The organism is Burkholderia sp. WP42, assembly GCF_000745665.1.
In the GTDB taxonomy this organism is placed as follows: Bacteria; Pseudomonadota; Gammaproteobacteria; order Burkholderiales; family Burkholderiaceae; genus Burkholderia; species Burkholderia vietnamiensis.
The window spans coordinates 161,762-181,582 of record NZ_KN050724.1 but is presented as its reverse complement, the minus strand read 5'-3'; the positions used below and the strand labels follow the sequence as shown (position 1 = coordinate 181,582).

At 69.0% G+C, this 19,821-nt stretch carries 16 protein-coding genes; 4 read left to right on the top strand and 12 right to left on the bottom strand.

Translation table 11 applies throughout. From position 1 onward, the window contains the following. Window positions 1-31 precede the first annotated feature (31 nt). The gene (locus EX20_RS25460) at window positions 32-1,339 is read left to right on the top strand and encodes an Nramp family divalent metal transporter (protein ID WP_034195139.1); all 1,308 of its coding nucleotides are present in this window, start codon (window positions 32-34) and stop codon (window positions 1,337-1,339) included. A 211-nt stretch (window positions 1,340-1,550) separates the two neighbouring features. Here EX20_RS25460 and EX20_RS25455 read toward each other — a convergent pair whose 3' ends face one another. From EX20_RS25455 to EX20_RS25440, 4 genes are all read right to left on the bottom strand, one after another. Beyond that, window positions 1,551-3,140 carry an ABC transporter substrate-binding protein gene (locus EX20_RS25455; RefSeq protein ID WP_011882383.1) on the bottom strand — a complete coding sequence of 530 codons (1,590 nt, stop codon included), beginning with the start codon at window positions 3,138-3,140 and terminating at the stop codon, window positions 1,551-1,553. 103 nt (window positions 3,141-3,243) lie between these two features. Beyond that, entirely contained in the window at window positions 3,244-3,576 is a 333-nt protein-coding gene (locus EX20_RS25450) for a hypothetical protein (RefSeq protein ID WP_011882382.1), read from the bottom strand. A 197-nt stretch (window positions 3,577-3,773) separates the two neighbouring features. Beyond that, on the bottom strand, window positions 3,774-4,694 hold the full coding sequence (locus tag EX20_RS25445) for a bestrophin family protein (RefSeq protein ID WP_011882381.1): 921 nt from the start codon (window positions 4,692-4,694) through the stop codon (window positions 3,774-3,776). Between the two features lie 12 nt (window positions 4,695-4,706). Further along, window positions 4,707-7,031 (bottom strand): FdhF/YdeP family oxidoreductase, encoded by a 2,325-nt coding sequence (locus EX20_RS25440; RefSeq protein WP_034195138.1) that lies wholly within the window; start codon window positions 7,029-7,031, stop codon window positions 4,707-4,709. Between the two features lie 162 nt (window positions 7,032-7,193). On the opposite strand from EX20_RS25440, the gene EX20_RS25435 reads away from it, so the two are divergent. Beyond that, on the top strand, window positions 7,194-8,615 hold the full coding sequence (locus EX20_RS25435) for an aminotransferase-like domain-containing protein (RefSeq protein ID WP_034195137.1): 1,422 nt from the start codon (window positions 7,194-7,196) through the stop codon (window positions 8,613-8,615). 76 nt (window positions 8,616-8,691) lie between these two features. On the opposite strand, the gene EX20_RS25430 is transcribed toward EX20_RS25435, so the two are convergent. The 6 genes from EX20_RS25430 to EX20_RS25405 all read right to left on the bottom strand — a co-directional run bounded on the left by EX20_RS25430 (window position 8,692) and on the right by EX20_RS25405 (window position 13,163). Continuing rightward, window positions 8,692-10,131, bottom strand: a complete 1,440-nt coding sequence (locus EX20_RS25430; protein ID WP_034195136.1) for a DHA2 family efflux MFS transporter permease subunit — start codon at window positions 10,129-10,131, stop codon at window positions 8,692-8,694. Next, on the bottom strand, window positions 10,128-10,691 hold the full coding sequence (locus tag EX20_RS25425) for an isochorismatase family protein (RefSeq protein ID WP_011882377.1): 564 nt from the start codon (window positions 10,689-10,691) through the stop codon (window positions 10,128-10,130). Before EX20_RS25425 ends, EX20_RS25430 begins: the two co-directional genes overlap by 4 nt. Before the next feature lie 70 nt (window positions 10,692-10,761). After that, entirely contained in the window at window positions 10,762-11,217 is a 456-nt protein-coding gene (locus EX20_RS25420; RefSeq protein ID WP_011882376.1) for a MarR family winged helix-turn-helix transcriptional regulator, read from the bottom strand. A 115-nt stretch (window positions 11,218-11,332) separates the two neighbouring features. Beyond that, window positions 11,333-11,569, bottom strand: coding sequence for a DUF7661 family protein (locus EX20_RS25415; RefSeq protein WP_034195135.1), 237 nt, complete (start codon window positions 11,567-11,569; stop codon window positions 11,333-11,335). A gap of 30 nt (window positions 11,570-11,599) precedes the next feature. Further along, a complete protein-coding gene (locus tag EX20_RS25410) occupies window positions 11,600-12,691 on the bottom strand; it encodes a serine hydrolase (protein WP_034195134.1) in 1,092 nt (363 codons plus the stop codon). Between the two features lie 205 nt (window positions 12,692-12,896). After that, window positions 12,897-13,163, bottom strand: coding sequence for a hypothetical protein (locus tag EX20_RS25405; RefSeq protein WP_414629614.1), 267 nt, complete (start codon window positions 13,161-13,163; stop codon window positions 12,897-12,899). Window positions 13,164-13,232: 69 nt separating this feature from the next. On the opposite strand from EX20_RS25405, the gene EX20_RS25400 reads away from it, so the two are divergent. Further along, window positions 13,233-14,108, top strand: a complete 876-nt coding sequence (locus EX20_RS25400; RefSeq protein WP_034195132.1) for a LysR family transcriptional regulator — start codon at window positions 13,233-13,235, stop codon at window positions 14,106-14,108. 71 nt (window positions 14,109-14,179) lie between these two features. Continuing rightward, on the top strand, window positions 14,180-14,464 hold the full coding sequence (locus EX20_RS25395) for a hypothetical protein (protein ID WP_034195131.1): 285 nt from the start codon (window positions 14,180-14,182) through the stop codon (window positions 14,462-14,464). 47 nt (window positions 14,465-14,511) lie between these two features. Here EX20_RS25395 and mgtA read toward each other — a convergent pair whose 3' ends face one another. Together mgtA and EX20_RS25385 are read right to left on the bottom strand one after the other, a co-directional pair. Beyond that, window positions 14,512-17,295 carry a magnesium-translocating P-type ATPase gene (gene mgtA / locus EX20_RS25390; protein WP_072465321.1) on the bottom strand — a complete coding sequence of 928 codons (2,784 nt, stop codon included), beginning with the start codon at window positions 17,293-17,295 and terminating at the stop codon, window positions 14,512-14,514. 720 nt (window positions 17,296-18,015) lie between these two features. Further along, complete coding sequence (locus EX20_RS25385) at window positions 18,016-19,662, bottom strand: S8 family peptidase (protein WP_034195130.1); 1,647 nt, start codon at window positions 19,660-19,662, stop codon at window positions 18,016-18,018. Between the last annotated feature and the right edge of the window lie 159 nt (window positions 19,663-19,821).

The following is a 19,821-nucleotide window of genomic DNA, read 5'->3' as shown; positions in this document are numbered from 1 at the left end:
CGGTCCACTTCATTCGAACGGAATACTCACCATGATTCCTGTCCCGAGCAAAACCGCCGGCGGCTTCGCGCTGAACGGCCGGTCCGCCGAGCCCAGCGACGGCGCGGCGCGCGCCGCGCTGGAAGGGCGCCGCACCGGCGTCGCCGCGCTGCTGCCGTTCGTCGGCCCGGCCGTGATCGCGTCGATCGGCTACATGGACCCCGGCAACTTCGCGACCAACATCCAGGCCGGCGCCGCGTACGGCTACCGGCTGCTCTGGGTCGTGCTGGCCGCGAACGCGATCGCGATGCTGTTCCAGGCGATGTCGGCCAAGCTCGGCATCGTGACCGGCCGCAATCTCGCCGAGCTGTGTCGCGAGCGCTTCCCGGCGCCCGTCGTGTGGGGCATGTGGATCGCGTCGGAGATCGCCGCGATGGCGACCGATCTCGCCGAATTCCTCGGCGGCGCGCTCGCGTTCGGGCTGTTGTGCCACCTGTCGCTGTTCGCGGGGATGATCGCGACCGCGTTCGCAACCTGCGCGATCCTGGCGCTCGAAAAACGCGGCTTCCGGCCGCTGGAGGCCGCGATCGCGACGCTGGTCGGCGTGATCGGCGCGTGCTATCTCGGCGAACTGCTGATCGCGCCGCAGGACTGGCAGGCAGCCGCGTTCCATCTGGTGGTCCCGCAGATTCCGGACCATGCGGCGCTGACGATCGTAGTCGGCATCATCGGCGCGACGATCATGCCGCACACGCTGTATCTGCATTCGGGGCTCACGCAGGATCGTGCAGCGCCGCGCAACGACGCAGAGCGGCGGCGGCTCGTGCGTTTCTCGAACCGCGAGGTCGTGATCGCGCTGGGGCTCGCCGGGTTCGTGAATCTCGCGATGGTGATGATGGCGTCGTCGGCGTTTCACGCGACCGCGCCGGGCATGACCGACATCGGCGACGCCTATCACACGCTGATCCCGGTGCTCGGGCCGGCGGCCGGCGCGCTGTTTCTCGTCGCGCTGCTGACCTCCGGTGTGTCGAGCTCGGTGGTCGGCACGATGGCCGGGCAGGTCGTGATGCAGGGCTTCATCCGCCGCCGCATGTCGATCTGGCTGCGGCGCGCGGTGACGATCGCCCCCGCGTTCCTGGTGGTCGCGCTCGGCTGCGACGTCACGCGGGCGATGGTGGTCAGTCAGGTCGTACTGAGCTTCGTGCTGCCGATGCCGATGATCGCGCTGCTGATGCTGTCGGCGCGCACCGACGTGATGGGCGCTTACGCGATGCGGATGCCGCTGCGGATCGTCGCCTGCGTGGCGACGGTCGTGATCGTCGGGCTGAACGCGTACCTGGTATGGGCGGCATTCAATTGAACGGATACGGGCGGGCCGCTTGCTGCCGCAGGTCCGGCGCTGCGCGGGCACGGCACGCGCATTTCGCACCACGCGCGGTCGTTGTCGTCGATCGCCACGCACACCGAGTGCCCGCTCCAATGCGTGTGTTCGTCCCGCGACGCGTACCGGGCGCGGTATCCGCGGCGATGCCGGTCGTTGAAGATCGCCGCCACGCGGCGCGCGGCGACGATTACTTCGCGAGCGTCCGGTACGACACGAGGTCGTTGATCGGCCCGATCTCCGGCCCCGTCGTGCCGGGACGCGTCGCGACCTGCACGACCTTCTCGAACATGATGATGAACGGGGAGTTCGCGAGCACCGCCTTCTGCAGCGCTTCGTAGCGCTGCGCGCGCTTCGCCGGCGACGGCTCCACCAGCGCGGCCTCCGTGTCCTTCGTGAGCTGCGGGATGTCCCAGCTGTTGCGCCACGCGAGCATCTTCGTCTTCGACTGGTCCGAGTTGTCCGGATTCCACGCGAAGCCGCGCGCGTTGCTGTTCGGGTCCATGTAGTCGGGCGACCATTCGCCGATGAAGATGTCGTGCTGGCGTGCGCGGTACTTGCCGATCGCCTGCTTCGCGTCGCCGGGGATCAGCTTCACGCGGATGCCTGCTTGCGCGAAATTCGCCTGCAGCGCCTGCGCGATCTCGATGTACGGGTAATCGTTCGGCATGTCCATCGTCACGTCGAAGCCGTTCGGCAATCCGGCCTTCGCGAGCAGCGCCTTCGCCTTCGCGACGTCGAGCTTGTACGGATTCGATTTCAGCGTGCCGAGGAAGCCTTCCGGCAGGAAAGTCTGATGGACCTTGTAGGTGGTGCTGACGATGTTGCGCTGAATGCCGTCGTAATCGACGAGCCACTTCATCGCCTGCTGCACGTCGGGCTTCGCGAGGTTCGGGTTCTTCGTGTTCAGGCTCACGTACAGCAGCGCGGACACCGGCCACGATGCGATCCGGATCTTGCCGGCCTTGCTCAATGCGGCGAGGCTGTCGGGGCTCAGGTTGCGCGCGGCGTCGACGTCGCCGTTTTCGAGCAGCAGCCGCTGCGCGGACGCCTCCGGCACGTGGCGCAGCACGATGCGCTTCATCGGATACGGCGTGCGGTACTTGTCGAAACGCTGCAGCACGATGCTCTCGTTCGGCGTCCACTTGACGAGCTGGTACGGCCCGGAGCCCGCGTCGTTGGTCCTCAGCCAGCCGCTGCCGAAGTCGTTGCCCTGCTGATGCGACATCAGCAGCTTCTTGTCGAGCACCGACGCCGGGCACGCGCTGAGCACGTTCAGCACGAAGCTCGGTGCGTATTTGCGGTCGGTTTCGAGCACGAAGGTTTGCGGATCGACCGCGCGCACCTTCTGCATCACGTTCGCCTTCGTCAGGCCGAGATCGGCGAGCACGCCGGCCGGGCCCTTGTCGAGCAGCACCGTGCGTTGCAGCGACCACGCGACGTCGTCGGCGCTGACCGGGTTGCCCGAATGGAACGCGACGCCGGGCCGCAGCTTGAACGTGTAGGTCACGCCGTCGGCGCCGACCGTCCACGATTGCGCGATTTGCCCGTCGAAGCGCGTCGGGTCCTTCAGGTCGACCCGCACGAGCCGCTCATAGGTGTTCGCGACGTACTCGGACGGCACCAGCTCGTAGATTTCGCTCGGATCGAGCGTCGTGAATTCGCCGAGCTGGGTGGCGACGACGAAGATGCCGGGCGGCGTCGCGGCCTGCGCCGGCAACGCCGGAACGAGTGCGACGAGCGCGGCGCTGACGAACAGGCGGGACAGCAGATGCTTCATGCGGGCTCCGTGGAAAGGCAATCGTGGTGCGATTCTCTCATCGACGCCGGCCCGGATGAAAATATTCGGCGGTGCGGGCGGACGCTTGCCGCCCGCGCGGCGCTCAGATCGCGCAGCGCGCGATCGCGAAGCGCATCGCTTCCTCCGCCGGCTCGCTGCCCGAGCCGCGCACGACCTTGATCACCGAGCCGTTGGCCGACGGCGTCAGCGTGACGAAGTAGGAGCGCGACCCGACGGTGATGTCGGTCACGCCGTTGTGCTGCGACCGCTCGGTGTCGGACAGGCGGTTGTCGAGGCAGCTCGCGATCGCATAGGCCGGGCGCGCCGACGACACGTAGATCATCGGCGCCGAGCCGGACGAAGCGGAGTCGGACGACGGCGCGGAGCCGCAGGCGGCGAGCAGGGCGGCGGGAAGGAGCAGCAGGAATCGTTTCATGGTCGGGATCGTCGTGCAGGTCGTGTCGGGGCCGGCGAGCGGGGGACGCGAAACGGGCGGCTTCGCGACGAAACCGCCGGCATCGCGCCGACGGTGACGGTCGACACGGCAGGCGGCTGGATTGACGTCGGAGTATACCTGCGGCATACGACGCGAGTTGACTGCTGAAACGATTCGATACAACCGGCGCGGCCGCATCACGTGAGCCGATACGACGGCCCCGGCGTCAGCTCGTCCGGCAGCGGCTCCTGATTCAACTCGAGCAACGAGCGCTCGATCGTCCGCGCGATCGCATCGAGTGCCAGATGGTTCGGGCCGTCGCCGAACGGCTCGGCGATCGCATGAGCGATCGCGTCGAGCGCGATCAGCGTATAGGCGACGAACACGGTGACGAACGGCGTCGCCGCGCCGATCGAGTCGACCAGACCGAACGGCAGCAGCGCGCAGTACGCATAGATGGTCCGATGCAGCAGCACGTCGTAGGAGAACGGGATCGGCGTCGACGCGATGCGCTCGCAGCCGCTCACCATCGCCACCAGTTCGTCGAGCCGCGCATCGAGCATCCACAGCCGCGTCTCGGCGAGCTTGCCCGCGTCCGCGCGTGCGCCGAACGCGCCGCGCAGTTCATGGACGAGCGCGACCGGCGCGAAGCGCGCGGCGGCGATGCGCGCGCAGGCCTCGTCGTCGAGCCGCGCACGCAGGTCGGCCGCCGGATCGGTGCCGCGCAGCTGATGCTTGAGCGCATAGACGAACGCGACGACCTTGTGCACGAACGCGCGGCGCGCGGCCGCGTCGTCGCCGATCGCGCCGTAGCAGAGCGCCTGCGACACCAGTGTGCGCGTGGCGGTCAGCATGCCGCCCCACAGTTGCCGCCCTTCGCGGTAGCGTTCGTAGCTCGCGTTGTTGCGGAACCCGGCGAAGATCGCGAGCGTGAGGCCGATCAGCGTGAACGGCGTCGGATTCAGCGGCACCTTCTCGCCGAGCACGCGGCCGCCGCCCCACACCGCGACGAGGCTGATCGCGAGCGTCAGCACCAGTTGCGGCAGGATCGTCGGCAGCACCGAGCCGTTCCAGACGAGCAGCATCCGCAGCCAGTGTTCGCGCGGGCGAATGATCATCGCGGCGCTCCGTCAGGCGGCGGCCGCCGCAGGCGCCGCCGCGCGATGCAGCAGCACGGGCACCGACTTCGACGTCGGCGTGTTGCAGACGTCGCCGACGCTGTCGAGCGGCACCAGCGGGTTCGTTTCCGGGTAGTACGCGCCGATGCAGCCGCGCGGGATGTCGTATTCGACCAGCAGGAAGCCGTCGGCGCGGCGCACGATGCCGTCGTGCCAGACGGTCTCCATGTCGACCCATTCGCCGGCCTGCAGCCCGAGCATCGCGAGGTCGTCGCGGTTGACGAACACCACGCGGCGCTGGCCGTATACGCCGCGATAGCGGTCGTCGAGCCCGTAGACGGTCGTGTTGTACTGATCGTGCGAGCGAGTCGTCATCAGCGTCATCAGGCGTTCGCCGTGCAGCGCACGGGCGCGCTGGATCGGCGTGTCGGCCGGCAGCGCGTGCGCGATGAAGTTCGCCTTGCCGGTCGGCGTCAGCCATTCGCGATCGCGCGACGCGACGCGCAGGTGGAAGCCGCCCGGCCGCGCGATGCGCGCGTTGTAATCGTGGAAGCCGTCGAAGGTCGCCTCGATCGCGTCGCGGATCTTCGCGTAGTCGTCCTTGTACGCGAGCCAGTCGATCGTGCCGCTGCCGAACAGCGCATGACCGAGGTGCGCGACGATCGCCGGCTCCGACATCAGGTTCGCCGAGGCCGGCTGGTTCATCCCGTACGACACGTGCACCATGCTCATCGAATCCTCGACCGTCACGCCTTGCGCTACGCCGTCCTGCAGGTCGATCTCGGTGCGGCCGAGCGTCGGCAGGATCAACGCGTCGCGGCCGTGGATCAGGTGGCTGCGGTTCAGCTTCGTCGTGATGTGCACGGTCAGGTCGCAGCGGCGCATGCCTTCCCACGTGCGCGGCGTGTCGGGCGTCGCCATCGCGAAGTTGCCGCCGAGGCCGATCAGCACCTTCACGCGGCCGTCGCGCATCGCTTCGATCGTCTCGACGACGTCGTAGCCGTGCGCGCGCGGCGGCGCGAAGTCGAACACCTTGCCGAGCCGGTCGAGGAACGCCTGGGTCGGCTTTTCCTCGATGCCGACCGTGCGGTTGCCCTGCACGTTCGAATGGCCGCGCACCGGGCACAGGCCCGCGCCCGGCCGGCCGATGTTGCCGCGCATCAGCATCAGGTTGGTCAGCATCTGCACGGTCGCGACCGAGTGCTTGTGCTGCGTGATGCCCATTCCCCACGTCGCGATCACGCGTTCGCTGCGCGCGTAGCGCTGCGCGAGCGCGTCGATCTGCTCGTACGGCACGCCGCTTTCGGCGCTCAGCGCGGCCCAGCTTTCGTCGCGCAGATCGGCGGCGAACGCGTCGAAGCCGGCTGTGTGCGTGTCGATGAACGCGGTGTCGAGCACGCGCGGCGTACCGGCGGCGCGCGCGGCGTCGTCGAGTTCGAGCACGCGCTTCGCGATGCCCTTGAGCAGCGCGAAATCGCCGCCGATGGTCGGCTGGATGAACGTCGAGGCGATCTTCGTGCCCGACATCGTCAGCATTTCCAGCGGGCTTTGCGGATCGGCGAAGCGCTCGAGGCCGCGCTCCTTCAGCGGGTTGATCGACACGATGGTCGCGCCGCGCTTCGCGCATTCGCGCAGCTCGCCGAGCATGCGCGGATGATTGGTCGCCGGGTTCTGGCCGAAGATCAGCAGCAGGTCCGCATGCTCGAAATCGTCGAGCGTGACGGTGCCCTTGCCGACGCCGACCGACGCCGGCAGCCCGCGGCTCGTCGCCTCGTGACACATGTTCGAGCAATCGGGGAAGTTGTTGGTGCCGTACCGCCGCACCAGCAGCTGGTACAGGAACGCGGCCTCGTTGCTGGCGCGCCCGGACGTGTAGAACGCGGCCTGGTTCGGGTCCGGCAGCGCGCGCAGGTGGCGCGCGATCAGCGCGAACGCGTCGTCCCAGGCGATCGGCACGTAATGGTCGGTCTGCGCGTCGTACACCATCGGATCGGTCAGCCGGCCGTGCTGCTCGAGCTCGAAATCGGATTGCTCGAGCAGTTCGGTGACCGTGTGCGCGGCGAAGAACGCGGGCGTCACGCGCTTGCTGGTCGCTTCGGCGGCGACCGCCTTCACGCCGTTCTCGCAGAATTCGAACGTCGACGCGTGCTGGCGGTCCGGCCACGCGCAGCCGGGGCAGTCGAAGCCGTCCGGCTGGTTCTGGCGCAGCAGCGTGCGGTAGTTGCCGCCGGCGACCTTCTCCTTGATCAGGTTGATCGTGACGGCTTTCAGCGCGCCCCAGCCGGCGGCCGGGTGCGTATATGGTTCGATGCGCGCGGTGGCGGTTTTCTTTTTCATGATGCGTGTGTCGGGGTTGGTGCGTGCAGGGTACGCGCGGCGCCGTGACCGCTGTGTGTACACCTTCTCATATCAAAAAAGAGTACAGTTGCGGCCATTCGGGCCGTACGAGCCATTCGGGCCCGCGACGGCATCGTTGAAGGGAAGCTGAAAGGAGCGCGCGTGAAGCGATACGAACGACTCGCCGACGATCTCCAGGCGCAGATCGAGCGCGGCGTGTACCGGCCCGGCGAGCGCATTCCGTCGGTGCGGCAGGCGAGCCGGCAGCAACAGCTCAGCGTGACGACCGTGCTGCGCGCGTACCTCGTGCTGGAAAGCCGCGGGCTGATCGAAAGCCGGCCGCAGTCGGGCTATTTCGTGCGCGCGCGGGCCGCCGCGCCGGCCGACGCCGAGTTGCACGTGTCGACGCCGGCCGCCGAGCCGTCGGCCGTCGACGTGAGCCGGCTCGTGCTGTCGACGCTGCGCTCGATCGCGCGCGACGACGCCGTGCCGCTCGGCTCACCGTATCCCGACGCGTCGCATTTCCCGGTGCAACGTCTCGCGCGGTACGCCCAGGCGATCGGGCGGCGCCGCACGCGCTGGGGCGTGATCGACGACTTGCCGCCCGGCAACCAGGAGCTGATCCGCCACATCGCGCGGCGCTATGCGGAGCGCGGCGTGGCGGTCGAGCCCGGCGAGATCGTGGTGACGATCGGCGCGACCGAAGCGATCAACCTGTGCCTGCAGGCCGTCGCGAAGCCGGGCGACACGATCGCGGTGGAGTCGCCGACCTTTTACGCGATGCTGCATGCGATCGAGCGGATGGGGATGCGCGCGCTCGAAGTGCCGACGCACCCGGGCGACGGCATCGATCTCGATGCGCTCGCACGGATCCTGGCGAGCGAGCGCATCGCCGCGTGCATGGTGATGCCGAATTTCCAGAATCCGCTCGGCTTCGAGATGTCCGACGCGCGCAAGCGCGCACTCGTCGAGCTGCTCGCGCAGCACGGCGTGCCGGCGATCGAGAACGACGTCTATCACGAGCTGCATTTCGGCGATACGACGCCGAGCGCGCTGAAGTCGTACGATCGCGACGGGCTCGTATTGCATTGCGCGTCGTTCACGAAGAGCCTGTCGCCGCGATACCGGATCGGCTGGGCGATGCCGGGCCGCTATCGCGACCAGGTCGAGAAGCTGAAATTCCTGAACACGCTCGCGACGCCCGCCATCGAGCAACTCGCGATTGCCGAATACCTGAAGTACGACGGCTACGATTTCCATCTGCGGCGCATGCGCAAGCAGTATGCGCAGCAGGCGAGCGTGATGAGCGCGATGGTGCGGCGCTTCTTCCCCGAGGGCACGCGGCTGTCGCAACCGCGCGGCGGCTACGTGCTGTGGGTCGAGCTGGCGCCGCAGGTCGACGCGATGAAGCTGTATGCGCTCGCGCTCGCGCAGCGCATCACGGTCGGGCCCGGCCATATGTTCTCGGCGAGCGGCAATTACCGGCACTTCATCCGGCTCAACTACAGCTACCCGTGGTCGCGGCAGATCGAGGAGGCGTTGAAGGTGCTCGGCCGGCTCGCGGCCGAATGCGCGGCGCGGTGAGCGGCGGGATGAGCGCGCGCTGTGCCGCGCCGCGCGATGGCGGGCGGCGGCCCGTTGCCCGCCGCTGCGTCGAACCTCAGCGCGTGCCGCCGGGCGGCCGTTCGCCCGCACCGCTTGCCCGCAGCGGCAGCCGCAGCGCCGTCGCGAAGCTCGCCGCATGCAATGCGCACAACAGGCCGAAGGCCCACGCGTACGCGACGCTCGGCGAGCCGCTCGTCGCCGTCTCGACGTGCAGCCGCCACGCGAGAAACAGCGTACAGAGCGTCGTGAAGGTCGGCCCGCCGAGGCGCTGCACGATATTCAGCGACGTCGTCGCCATCGGCAGGCTGCGCCGTTCGACCGACGCATACGCGGCGGAAATCGACGGCGTGCCGATCGCGCTCTGACCCATCCCGCGCAGAAACAGCGCGGGCATCAGCACGTCGCGATCGAAGCCGTGCAACGCGAGGTACGCGAACGGCAGCGTCGCGATCAGCGCGAGCAGCGCGCCGGCGGCGGCGACCCGCCGCACGCCGAACCGGCTCGTCAGCGCGCCCATCGACGGATAGGTGACGAGCATGCCGAGCCCGAGCGGTGCGAGCAGCCAACCGATCTCGCCGGGCGAGCGGCCGCACGCCTGGATCAGAAACACCGGAATCAACATCTGGCCCGCGTAGACCGCGCCGTTCGACAGGAACTGGGTGGCGGCGGCCGCGCCGAACACGCGCGAGCGAAACAGCGCGACGTCGATCAGCGCCCGTTCGCGCAGGCGCCGCTCGACACGCAGGAACGCGGCGAGCAGCAGCATCGCGGCCGCGACGGCGGCGATGCCGGGCGCGGCTTCGATCCGCTGCGCGCCGTACAGGAACAGCACGAGCGCCGGCGACAGCAGCGCGAGGCCGACCCAGTCGAGCGCGCGGCGCTGCGTCTCGTCGCGGTCGGCGGGCAGCAACCAGACGGCGAGCCCGAGCGCGAGCACGCCGACCGGCAGGTTCACGAGAAACAGCCAGCGCCACGAGGCGTGCTGCAGGACCGCGCCGGCGACGACCGGGCCGAGGAGCGGTGCGAGCAGAACCGGCACCGCCGCATAGCCGATCACGCGCGCCATCTGCTGGCCGGCCGCGCGCGCGATCATCATTTGCGCCATCGGCGCGAGCAGCCCGCCGCTGACGCCCTGCAGCACGCGGAACGCGATCAGCGACGCCGCCGACCACGCGAGCCCGCACAGCGCCGACGTCAACATGAACGCGGAGAAACACCACAGGTACAGCGCCTTCGCGCCGATGCGCCCGACCAGCCAGCCGTTCAGCGGCAACACCAGCGTGAGCGCGAGCAGGTAGCCGCTCGTCACCCATTGGATCGTCGACAGGCTCGCGTGCAGGTCGGTCGCGAGGCTCGACAGCGAGACGTTGACGATCGTCGCGTCGAGCTGCGACAGCAGCGCGCCGAGCGTCGCGACCGCGCTGACTTTCCAGACCGTCGGATCGAGCGGGGCGGCCGGGCGGTTCTCCACCGGCTGCGCGTGTCGCTCGCTCACGCGTCGCGGCGCGCGAGCAGCGCGACGATGTCGCGCGTCGAACCCGTTTCGCCGAGGCGCGGAAACACCCGTTCGACGCTGTTCGCGTGCGCGTCGGCGCTGAGGTCGGTCATCGCGTCGACGGCGAGCGTCACGTTGTAGCCGAGGTCGTATGCCTGCCGCGCAGTCGATTCGACGCCGATGCTGGTCGCGATCCCGGCGAGCACGATCTGCGTGACGCCGGCGGCTTTCAGGTACGCGTCGAGATCGGTCGCGGTAAACGCGCCCCAGGTGTGCTTCGTCACGACATGGTCGCCCGGCTGACGGTCGAGCTCGGGCAGCAGTTCGGTCCAGTCGGGCGGCAGCGCCGCGGTGCGCGGCGGTTGTTGCGTGCGGCCCGGTGCGCCGCCCGCGACGTTGACGAGCACGACCGGCAGGCCGCGGCCGCGGAACGCGTCGAGCAGTTCGCGCGCATGCGCGATCACCGTGGCGCTCGGATGGCAGGCCGGCAGCGCGACGATGCCTTTTTGCAGATCGATGACGACGAGCGCCGTGTTCGGGTCGAGCCGGGTCGTGCTCATGGTGTCGATGCTCCGTGAAGGGGACGATGGAACGCATGCGCGCGACGGCCGCGCGGCATGCGGGCGGCGGTCATTGCTCGCCGAGACGCCGGATCAGTGCGATCGCGTCGGCGAGCGTGCGCATTTCGTCAGGTTCGAGCTTGCCGATCGCGGCGCCGAGCCACGCGTGCTTCGCCGCGTTGCGCTTGCGCCGCGCTTCGCGGCCGGCCGCGGTCAGCAGGAACAGGATTTGCCGGCCGTCGGTCGGATGCGGCTCGCGTTCGACGAGCCCGTCTTCCTCGAGGCTCGCGAGGATCGCCTTCATTGACTGCGGCTTCATGGCTTCGGCGCGCGCGAGCTCGGCGGTCGTCATCGGGCCCTGTCGTTCGAGCCGCGCGAGCGCGCTCGTCTGCGACATACCGAGCCCTTCGGAGTCGATTTCGGAGCGCAAACGGCGGATCAACTGGCCGACCGCGAGCGTCAGGTCGGTGGCGACGGTGTCGGCGGTAACGCCGGATGTGCGTGGCGGATTCATGCGGCCAAGCATAGAACACGACAGGCTAACTTGCAAGTTTAACTGTCGATATGGGGCGGCATGCGGCTACGAGTTGAGGCAAACGAGAGGGCGTCGCGTCGCGGCTTTGACTCGGCGAGACGCGCCGCTACCCGCGCGCGGGCGGCGCAACGGGCACGACGTCGGGGTACTTCGGCGACGCATGCTCGTGGAGCAGGTCGCCGAGATATTGGGCGAGTTCATCTGCCGCGAGCGTCGCCGGAATTTGCAGCCCGGCCGGCCTGCGCTTGCCGTCGGCGCCGAGATCGAACACGCGCCAGCCGTCGCCTGCGCGGACGACGGCAAGCAGGCGGCCGAATGCGTTGAACCGGTACTCACGCTCCATCGCATCGCTCCTGCGCCGGAAGAGCGGCGCTTACTGAATCGAGCAGCTCAGCCAGCGATGGATTTTCAGCGCATCGCTGGACACGCCCGCGCGCGTCGGCGCGCCGAGCAGCACGATCGTTTCGCGCCGCCCGTGCACGCGCGTGCGCATCACGACGCCGTGCCCCGATTCGTTGATGAAGCCGGTTTTCTGCAAACGGATCGGCAGCCGGCCGTAGCGCACCAGCGGATCGGAATTCACGTACAGCAGCTCGCCGTCGCCGGCTTCGATGGTCGTCGACGTGTCGGTCGAGAAATAGCGGATCAGCGGGTCGTGCGCGGCGGCGCCGACGAGCCGCGCGAGATCCTCGGCGGTCGATACGTTGTGCGGCGACAGTCCGGTCGGTTCGCGGAAATGCGTCGCGCGCATGCCGAGCTGGCGCGCTTTGCGGTTCATCGCGCCGACGAAGGCGGCGCGGCCGCCCGGATAATCGCGGCTCAGCGCGGCGGCCGCGCGGTTTTCCGACGACATCAGCGCGATATGAAACATCTGCCGGCGCGACAGTTCGGCGCCGACCGGCAGCCGCGAGCCGGTGAACTTGATCGTGTCGCGATCGCGCGCCGTGACGCGCAGCACGCCGTTCAGCGGCCGGTCGGCATCGCGGGCGACGAGCGCGGTCATCAGCTTCGAGATCGATGCGATCGGCCGCACCGTGCGCGCGTTGCGCGCGAGCAGCGGCGTGCCGGAGTCGACATCGACGACGTACGCGGCGCGCGAGTGCAGTGTGCGCACGGCGCGCGGCGTGTAGCCGCAGCTTGCGAGCAGGCGTGGCGGTTCGATGCGACGCCGGCGGTTCGCGTTCGTGCGGGGCTTGCGATGCGTGCCTTTGGCGCGGCGATGCTGCGGCGCGGGCGCCGCGTGATGCTTGACCGGATGGTGCGTGACGCGCGGTCGGCGATGCTTGATGGCCTTGTGCGCGCGATGCGCGGCCTTGCTCTTGACGACTTTGGGATGCGCGTGCGTCGACGCGGTCCGATGCGCGTTCGCGGCCGACGCATTGGCCGCGAACGCGAGCGTCACGAACGACAGCGCGATGATCAGAGGGGTGCGGGCGCGGCGCAGGCGCGCGATGAGGCCGGTCAAGCGAAGTACTCCTTCTCGCGTGCGCGACGGCAGCGCGAAACACGTGGGCAGTGGACGGGAGCGGGAAATTATACGGTCGATCGCAGGGCGATGACTATACGGTCGATCGCAGGGCGATGACGATCGATGCATGCGGGTTCGTGAGGGTTCCTGCGATGCGTCGCGGCCGATCGGAGCGGAACGTGCGAGGTAATCGTCGGCGACGTCAGCGCGGCCAGTGTCGCCGCGACACGACCGCGAAGCTGAGCGCGATCGCGCCCGTGACGCGTTGCGGCGGCGCGTCGTCGGGCACGTCGCCGAAGCGCACGCGGCGGCCGCGGCCGCCCGTGCGCGCCGCGCGCCGCTCGTTCGCTGTCGCGTCGGCGTCGGGCTTCGCTGCGGATTCGTCGACGACCGCCGTGTCGGATGAATGATCGGCCGCGCATGCGGCCGCAGGATCGAAGGTCATCGCGGTATGTTCAAGGAAGGGCATGTGCGTATTGAACGCCATCGGATTCGATCAGTAAAATGAATGTTTTGATCGATTGGATTCCTTCGAAGAATGGAATTGAAACTGCTGCGCACCTTCCTGACGGTCACCGAGCTGAGTCATTTCAGCCGTGCGGCCGACGCGCTGCACATGAGCCAGCCGGCATTGAGCAAGCAGATCGGTGCGCTCGAGGCGAGCCTCGGCGGCCGGCTGTTCGAGCGCGGGCGTCACGGTGCAGAACTCACGGCGTTCGGCGAGCGCTTCCTGCCCGATGCGCAGGCGCTCGTGCACGATGCCGACGAGATGCTCGCGCGTGCGCGCGAGGTCACGAGCGGCCAGCGCGGGCAGTTGCGGCTCGGTATCTGCCTGTCCGTGCTGACGCTCGTGCCGAAGCTGATCGCGGAATTCCGGCGGTGCAATCCGGGCATCGCGATCACGCTGAGCGACCTGTCGTCGTCCGAGCAGACGCGCCGGCTGCGTTCCGGCAAGCTCGATGCCGGCTTCCTGCGCTTGCCGTCCGACGAAGGTCTGTCTTCGTTCAGGGTGACCGACGAGGCGCTCGCGCTCGCCGCGCCGCCGCATCTCGGCTTCAAGCGCGTGCCGACCGATCTCGACGCCCTCAACGAAATCGGCTTCATCGCGCTGCAGCGTGCGCGCGGCCCCGGCCTCGCCGCGCAGATCGAGCAGTGGTGCGGTGCGCGGCGCTTCGTGCCGCACGTCATGCAGCAGGCGGAAGACGTGCAATCGGTCCTCACGTCGGTCGCGGCCGGCGTAGGCGTTGCGTTCATCCCGTCGAGCGCGCAATATCTGCTGCGCGATGCGACCGTGCTGCCGCTCGCCGGTCGCGACGCGAAATGGCGCGTCGGCCTGGCGTGGTTGTCCGGCCGCGACGATCCCGTGACCACGCGCTTCGTGTCGTTTATACGCGCGGCGTTGAAGGGCGCGTGAGCGCACGCAGCGCGTCCGCCACGCACCTGCTGCCTGAATGCCGGTCGGCACCGGCGCACCGATCTCGATCCATGACTTCAGAACCTGACGACTCCCCGCTGGACCCCGCGCTCGTGGCGACGCTCGCGACGCTGAACGAGGCCGCGCACGCGCCGTCCGGCGGTACGTGGTCGCTGCCGAAGATCGCGAAGCGCGCGCAGTTGCCGATGAGCATGCTGCGTCGCGTGCTGACGCAGCTCGACGCGGCCGGGATCACCGCGACGACGTTGAACGACGACGGCACCGGCCGCGCCGCGTTGACCGACGAGGGCCGCGTGCTCGCCGCGCAGCTGTTCGGCGCGAACGATGCGCGATAAAAAGCGGGCCGCCCGAAGGCGGCCCGCTGCGCTACGTTCGACGCGGTTCAGAACCACTGCTTGTAACGGCGCACATAGAGCGTCTTGACGATCTGCGCGAGCAGGATGTAGCCGGCCATCGTCGCCGCGAGCCAAAGCCAGTACGTGCCGGGCAGATGCATGAAGCCGAGCGCGTCCGCGAACGGCGAGAACGGCAGCCAGCAGCCGACGGCGATCGCGGTGAACGTCGACAGCAGCACCGGCAGCGCGGCCGTGCTCTGCAGGAACGGGATCTTCTGCGTGCGCAGCAGATGCACGACGAGCGTCTGCGAGACGAGGCTCTCGATGAACCAGCCCGAGTTCATCACGATCTGGCCGCCCGCGCCGCCGTGCAGGTGATACATCGCGCCGGCGCCGAACACGGTCCACATCAGCACGTAGGTCGTGATGTCGAACACCGACGACGTCGGCCCGACCCACAGCATGAAGCGGCCGATGTTGCCGGCCTCCCACTTGCGCGGCTTCTTGAGGAACTCGGGGTCCATCCGATCCCACGGCAGCAGCATCTGCGACGTGTCGTAGATCAGGTTCAGCACCAGCAGCTGGGTCGCGAGCATCGGCTCCCACGGCAGGAACGCACTCGCGACGAGCACCGAGAACACGTTGCCGAAGTTCGAGCTGGCCGTCATGTTCAGGTACTTGAGGATGTTGCCGAAGGTCTCGCGGCCCTTGATCACGCCTTCCTCCAGCACCATCAGGCTCTTTTCGAGCAGGATGATGTCGGCGGTCTCCTTCGCGATGTCGGCGCCGCTGTCCACCGAGATGCCGACGTCGGCGTCGCGCAGCGCCGGCGCGTCGTTGATGCCGTCGCCGAGGAAGCCGACCGTATGGCCGTTCGCCTGCAGCGCGCGGACGATGCGCGCCTTCTGCAACGGCGTGAGCTTCGCGAACACCGTCGTGCGTTCGACGGCCTGCGCGAGCGTCGCGTCGTCGAGCCCATCGATGTCGGCGCCGAGCAGCGGCGTGCCCGGCTGCAACCCGACCTGGCGGCAGACCTTGATCGTGACGGTCGCGTTGTCGCCCGTCAGCACCTTCACCGCGACGCCGTTTTCGCGCAACGCGGCGAGCGCCGGCGCGGCCGATTCCTTCGGCGGATCGAGAAACGTCAGGAAGCCGCGCACGACGAGGTCGCGCTCGTCGGCGGTGCGGTACTGCTCGCGTTGCTCGGCGGGCGGGATCGCGCGCGTCGCGACCACCAGCACGCGGAAACCGTCGTCGTTGTACGCGCTCGCCTGTTCGAGCAGCCGCTCGCGCGCGACGCTGTCGAGCGCACGCACGCCGTGCTCGTCCTGCACGTGGGTCGACACCGCGAGCATTTCCTCGACCGCGCCCTTGCAGATCAGCAGATGCGCGCCATGCGCATCGCCGACGACGACCGACAGGCGGCGCCGCACGAAGTCGAACGGCAGTTCGTCGATCTTCGTGTAGCCGTGCGGCTTCACACGGTCGCCGAGCTCGTCCGCGCGCGCGACGATCGCGACGTCGATCAGGTTCTTCTGGCCGCTTTGATGGAAGCTGTTGAGCCAGCCGAGCCGCAGGATGTCCTCGTCGCGCCGTCCGGCCAGGTCGAGATGGTGCTCGAGGATGATGCGGTCCTGCGTGAGCGTGCCCGTCTTGTCGGTGCACAGCACGTCCATCGCGCCGAAGTTCTGCACCGAGTTCAGCCGCTTCACGACGACCTTGCGGCGCGCCATCGCGATCGCGCCGCGCGCGAGATTCGCGCTGACGATCATCGGCAGCATTTCGGGCGTGAGGCCGACGGCCACGGCGAGCGCGAAGGTCAGCGCGCTCAGCCAGTCGCCCTTGGTCAGTCCGTTGATCATGAACACGACCGGCACCATCACGAACATGAACTTGATCAGCAGCCAGCTCACGCTCGCGACGCCGCGATCGAAGCTCGTCTCGATGCGCTTGTGGCTCACCACGTTGCGCGCGAGCGTGCCGAAGTAGGTATCGTCGCCGGTCGCGACGACCACGGCCGTCGCGGTGCCGCTGACCACGTTGGTGCCCATGAAGCAGACGTTCTCGAGATCGAGCAGCGACGTCGACGCGGCGGGCGGCGTGTCATGCGGCGCGCCGGCCGCAGCCGGCGCATGTGCTTGCGCCGACTTGCCGGCGACCGCGCCGAGCGTGTCGTACTTCTCGACCGGCAGCGCTTCGCCGGTCAGCACGGCCTGGCTGATGAACAGGTCGCGCGACGTGATGAGGCGCACGTCGGCGGGGATCATGTCGCCGGCCGACAGATGCACGATGTCGCCGACCACCACGTCGCGCATCGGCACGTCGCGGCGCGTCGGCTCGCACCTGTCGGTTGCCGCGCGCTGCACGGTGGCCGTCGTCCGCACCATCGCCTTGAGTTTCTCGGCGGCGCGCAGCGACCGGAATTCCTGCACGAAGCGCAGCAATGCGCTGATCGTCACCATCGCGAGCAGGATCGTCATGCCGACGTAGTCGCGATCGTCGGGCGCCGCGAACCAGACGTCGGTGCAGAAGCTGATCGCGGCGAGCACCAGCAGCACGTAGACGAACGGATTGTGAAACGCGTGCAGCAACTGGCGCGTCCAGTGCGGCGGCTTGTCGTGCGCGATTTCGTTGGGGCCGTAGTGCTGCAGCCGGTCGGCGGCCTGGCCGTGCGTGAGGCCGCGTGCACCGGTGCGCAGCGCCTCGAAGGTCTGCTCGAGCGGACGGCCGGCTTCCTGCGCGATGCGCATGATGCGCGGTTCGTTCTGCCGGCCGTTGCCGGCGCCGACGAAGCCGCGCTGCGGGTTCCTGGATGGGTTTCGTTGTGTCATGACTCGCTCCTGGCGCATGCGGCGGCGCGCCGGGAGCGGTCGCGACGTTATCGACGCGCGAACGCTTCCCGCCGCGTCGCGACACGCGCGATCGGCTGTGGATCGGAAAAGGGGGAAACGCTCGCCGGCGCGGCGACTGCGCGCGCAGAGCCGATGCGCAACGCCGCACCGGCGAGCGGTAATCGACTACTGTCGTCTGCGTTCATCTGCGCTCCTTCGGTCGTGGATGGGCGGCACGAGCGATCGGCGGCCGCGCACGCGAGCGTGCGCACGGCCGGTCGGCACGTGAATGAAATACGCGCGGCAGCGCGCAGTGCGTCGCGCGAATGCACGCACGCGGCAGCGTGGCGCTGCGCGGCGACGCGCTTCGGCGTCAGCGAAAAATCGGGCGGGGATTCTGGCCGGTCAGGCCGGAAGGACGCCGCATCCTGCTGTCCAGGGATGCGGCAGAAGACGAGGCTCTGCGCGTTTCCTCAGGCAGCAGTCGGGTTGGTCGACGACCAACTACAACTCGCATCGGTGTTCACGGAACACTCCATGTAATCAGACGGGGGCGATGGTAATGGTTCGTTGCGCGAAGCGTCAACCCTTTACCGCCTTTACCCGCGTTTTTACGGCGTTTTCATCGATGCATCGGCGTGCAGCCGCAACTCGCGGCGATGAAAAAACGCGCGCACGCCGGGCCGGCATGCGCGCGTTCGTGTCGCGGCGACGCAGCGCTTATTGCGCGGCGGCCGTGACGGCCGCGCCCGCATCGGCGATACCGGCGCCGGCCGGCAGGGCGGTGCACGACGTCGTGGCGGCGGGCAGCATCGCCGCGCGTGCGCCGCCTTGCAGCTTCTGCTGAATCTGCGCCGGCGTGAGGTTGCCGTTCACCGCCAGCATCAGCGAGACGATGCCCGACACCTGCGGCGTCGCGAGGCTCGTGCCGCTCGCGGTGCCGTACGAGTCGGCGCCCGGCACGGTCGTGCCGCTGTTGGCGGTCGACAGGATGCCCACGCCCGGCGCGCTCAGCGAGACGTCGGCGCCGAAGTTGCTGAACGATGCGCGCCGGCCGGCCGCGTCGGTTGCGCCGACGCTGATGACGCCGCGGCAGTTCGCCGGCTGATCGAGGCCGGTCGACAGGCCGTCGTTGCCGGCGGCCACGACGACCGTCACGCCCTTCGCATTCACGTCGTCGATCGCCTGCTGGAACGTCGTGCTGCACGCACCGATGCCGCCGAGGCTCAGGTTGATGACCTTCGCGGGCGTCGGATTCGTCGGCACGCCGTTGACCGGAATGCCGGCCGCCCAGCGCATCGCGTCCGCGATGTCGCTGGTCGTGCCGCCGCACTTGCCGAGCACGCGCACCGGCAGGATGCGGCCGAGCCACGACACGCCCGCCACGCCGATCCCGTTGTTCGCGCCGGCGCCGATCACGCCCATCACGCGCGTGCCGTGCCAGCTGCTGTTGTTCGGTTCGCTCGCGCAGTGGTAGTACGGGCCGGTCGCGTCGTCGAGTTCCTGCTGCGTGACCCAGTCGCCCGGGTCCGTCGCGTCGTTGCTGCGCGCCTGGCCGTTGTTGCTGGTGTTGGCGTTCGAGATGAAGTTGTAGCCCGGCAGCAGGTTCGCGACGAGATCGGGGTGCGGCCGGTAGCCGGTGTCGAGCACGGCCGTGACGACGGTCGGCGCGCCCTTGGTGCGCGTCCACGCGGGCGGCGTGTTGATGCCGACCGCCGGGTCGGACAGATACCATTGCTGGCTGTACGAGGGGTCGCTCGGCGTGTCGCGGACGTGCATCGGGTGATCCGGTTCCGCGTAGTCGACGTCGCTGTCGGCCGCGAATGCGGCGGCCAGTGCGGCCGCGTCGTCCGATGCGATGCGCTGGCCGATCGACAGGACGGCCGCCCCGTTCGCCAGCGTGCGCTCGACCTGCACGTTCAGCGACGTCGTCGCGGCCGCATAGGCACGCGCGGCGCCGGTGGTCGTCGGCGCGCTCCAGCGCGTCATCGAGCGCTGGATCACCGCGTCGAGCCGCGTGCCGACGTCGAGCGCGGCCATCGCGCGCGTTCCCGTCGACGGCTTCAGCCGGACGATCAGATGATCGACAGGCGGCTCGGTCGGCGCGACCGTTTGCGCGGCCATCTGCACCGCGGCCTGCTGGGCCGCACAGGTGGTGCCGTTGGTCGGCGCGGGCGCGGGCGCCGGAGCAGGTGCGGGAGCCGGCGTCGGCGCGGGGGCCGGCGCTGCGGTCGCCGGGCTCGAGCCGTCGCCGCCACCGCCGCCGCAGCCGGCGATCGGGAGCAGGGCGGCTGCCGACAACATGCCGGCGAGCACGCGCGCGTGAGCGGAGCGGGCCAGTGCGAAATCGAAACGATTGGCTCTCATGGTGAAACTTCGTCCTCGTGGATAACCGTCGTGCCGGCGGTAGTGCGTGGTCCGGCCGATGCCGGATCTGGTCTTTTTTGTCTGGCGATTGCAGCGGCTTGCTGCGACGCGCCATGCATTGGGTAACGGCCGTCCAGCGGGGTTCTTGAGTATGTTTTG

Coding starts and splice junctions, on each gene's coding strand:
- EX20_RS25440 (WP_034195138.1), bottom strand. CDS start 7,031: ATGAAAAAGAAAACCGCCACCGCGCGCATCGAACCATATACGCACCCG.
- EX20_RS25405 (WP_414629614.1), bottom strand. CDS start 13,163: ATGCCCTTCCTTGAACATACCGCGATGACCTTCGATCCTGCGGCCGCA.
- EX20_RS25460 (WP_034195139.1), top strand. CDS start 32: ATGATTCCTGTCCCGAGCAAAACCGCCGGCGGCTTCGCGCTGAACGGC.
- EX20_RS25385 (WP_034195130.1), bottom strand. CDS start 19,662: ATGAGAGCCAATCGTTTCGATTTCGCACTGGCCCGCTCCGCTCACGCG.
- EX20_RS25395 (WP_034195131.1), top strand. CDS start 14,180: ATGACTTCAGAACCTGACGACTCCCCGCTGGACCCCGCGCTCGTGGCG.
- EX20_RS25445 (WP_011882381.1), bottom strand. CDS start 4,694: ATGATCATTCGCCCGCGCGAACACTGGCTGCGGATGCTGCTCGTCTGG.
- EX20_RS25450 (WP_011882382.1), bottom strand. CDS start 3,576: ATGAAACGATTCCTGCTGCTCCTTCCCGCCGCCCTGCTCGCCGCCTGC.
- EX20_RS25425 (WP_011882377.1), bottom strand. CDS start 10,691: ATGAGCACGACCCGGCTCGACCCGAACACGGCGCTCGTCGTCATCGAT.
- EX20_RS25455 (WP_011882383.1), bottom strand. CDS start 3,140: ATGAAGCATCTGCTGTCCCGCCTGTTCGTCAGCGCCGCGCTCGTCGCA.
- EX20_RS25415 (WP_034195135.1), bottom strand. CDS start 11,569: ATGGAGCGTGAGTACCGGTTCAACGCATTCGGCCGCCTGCTTGCCGTC.
- EX20_RS25420 (WP_011882376.1), bottom strand. CDS start 11,217: ATGCTTGGCCGCATGAATCCGCCACGCACATCCGGCGTTACCGCCGAC.
- EX20_RS25400 (WP_034195132.1), top strand. CDS start 13,233: ATGGAATTGAAACTGCTGCGCACCTTCCTGACGGTCACCGAGCTGAGT.
- mgtA (WP_072465321.1), bottom strand. CDS start 17,295: ATGACACAACGAAACCCATCCAGGAACCCGCAGCGCGGCTTCGTCGGC.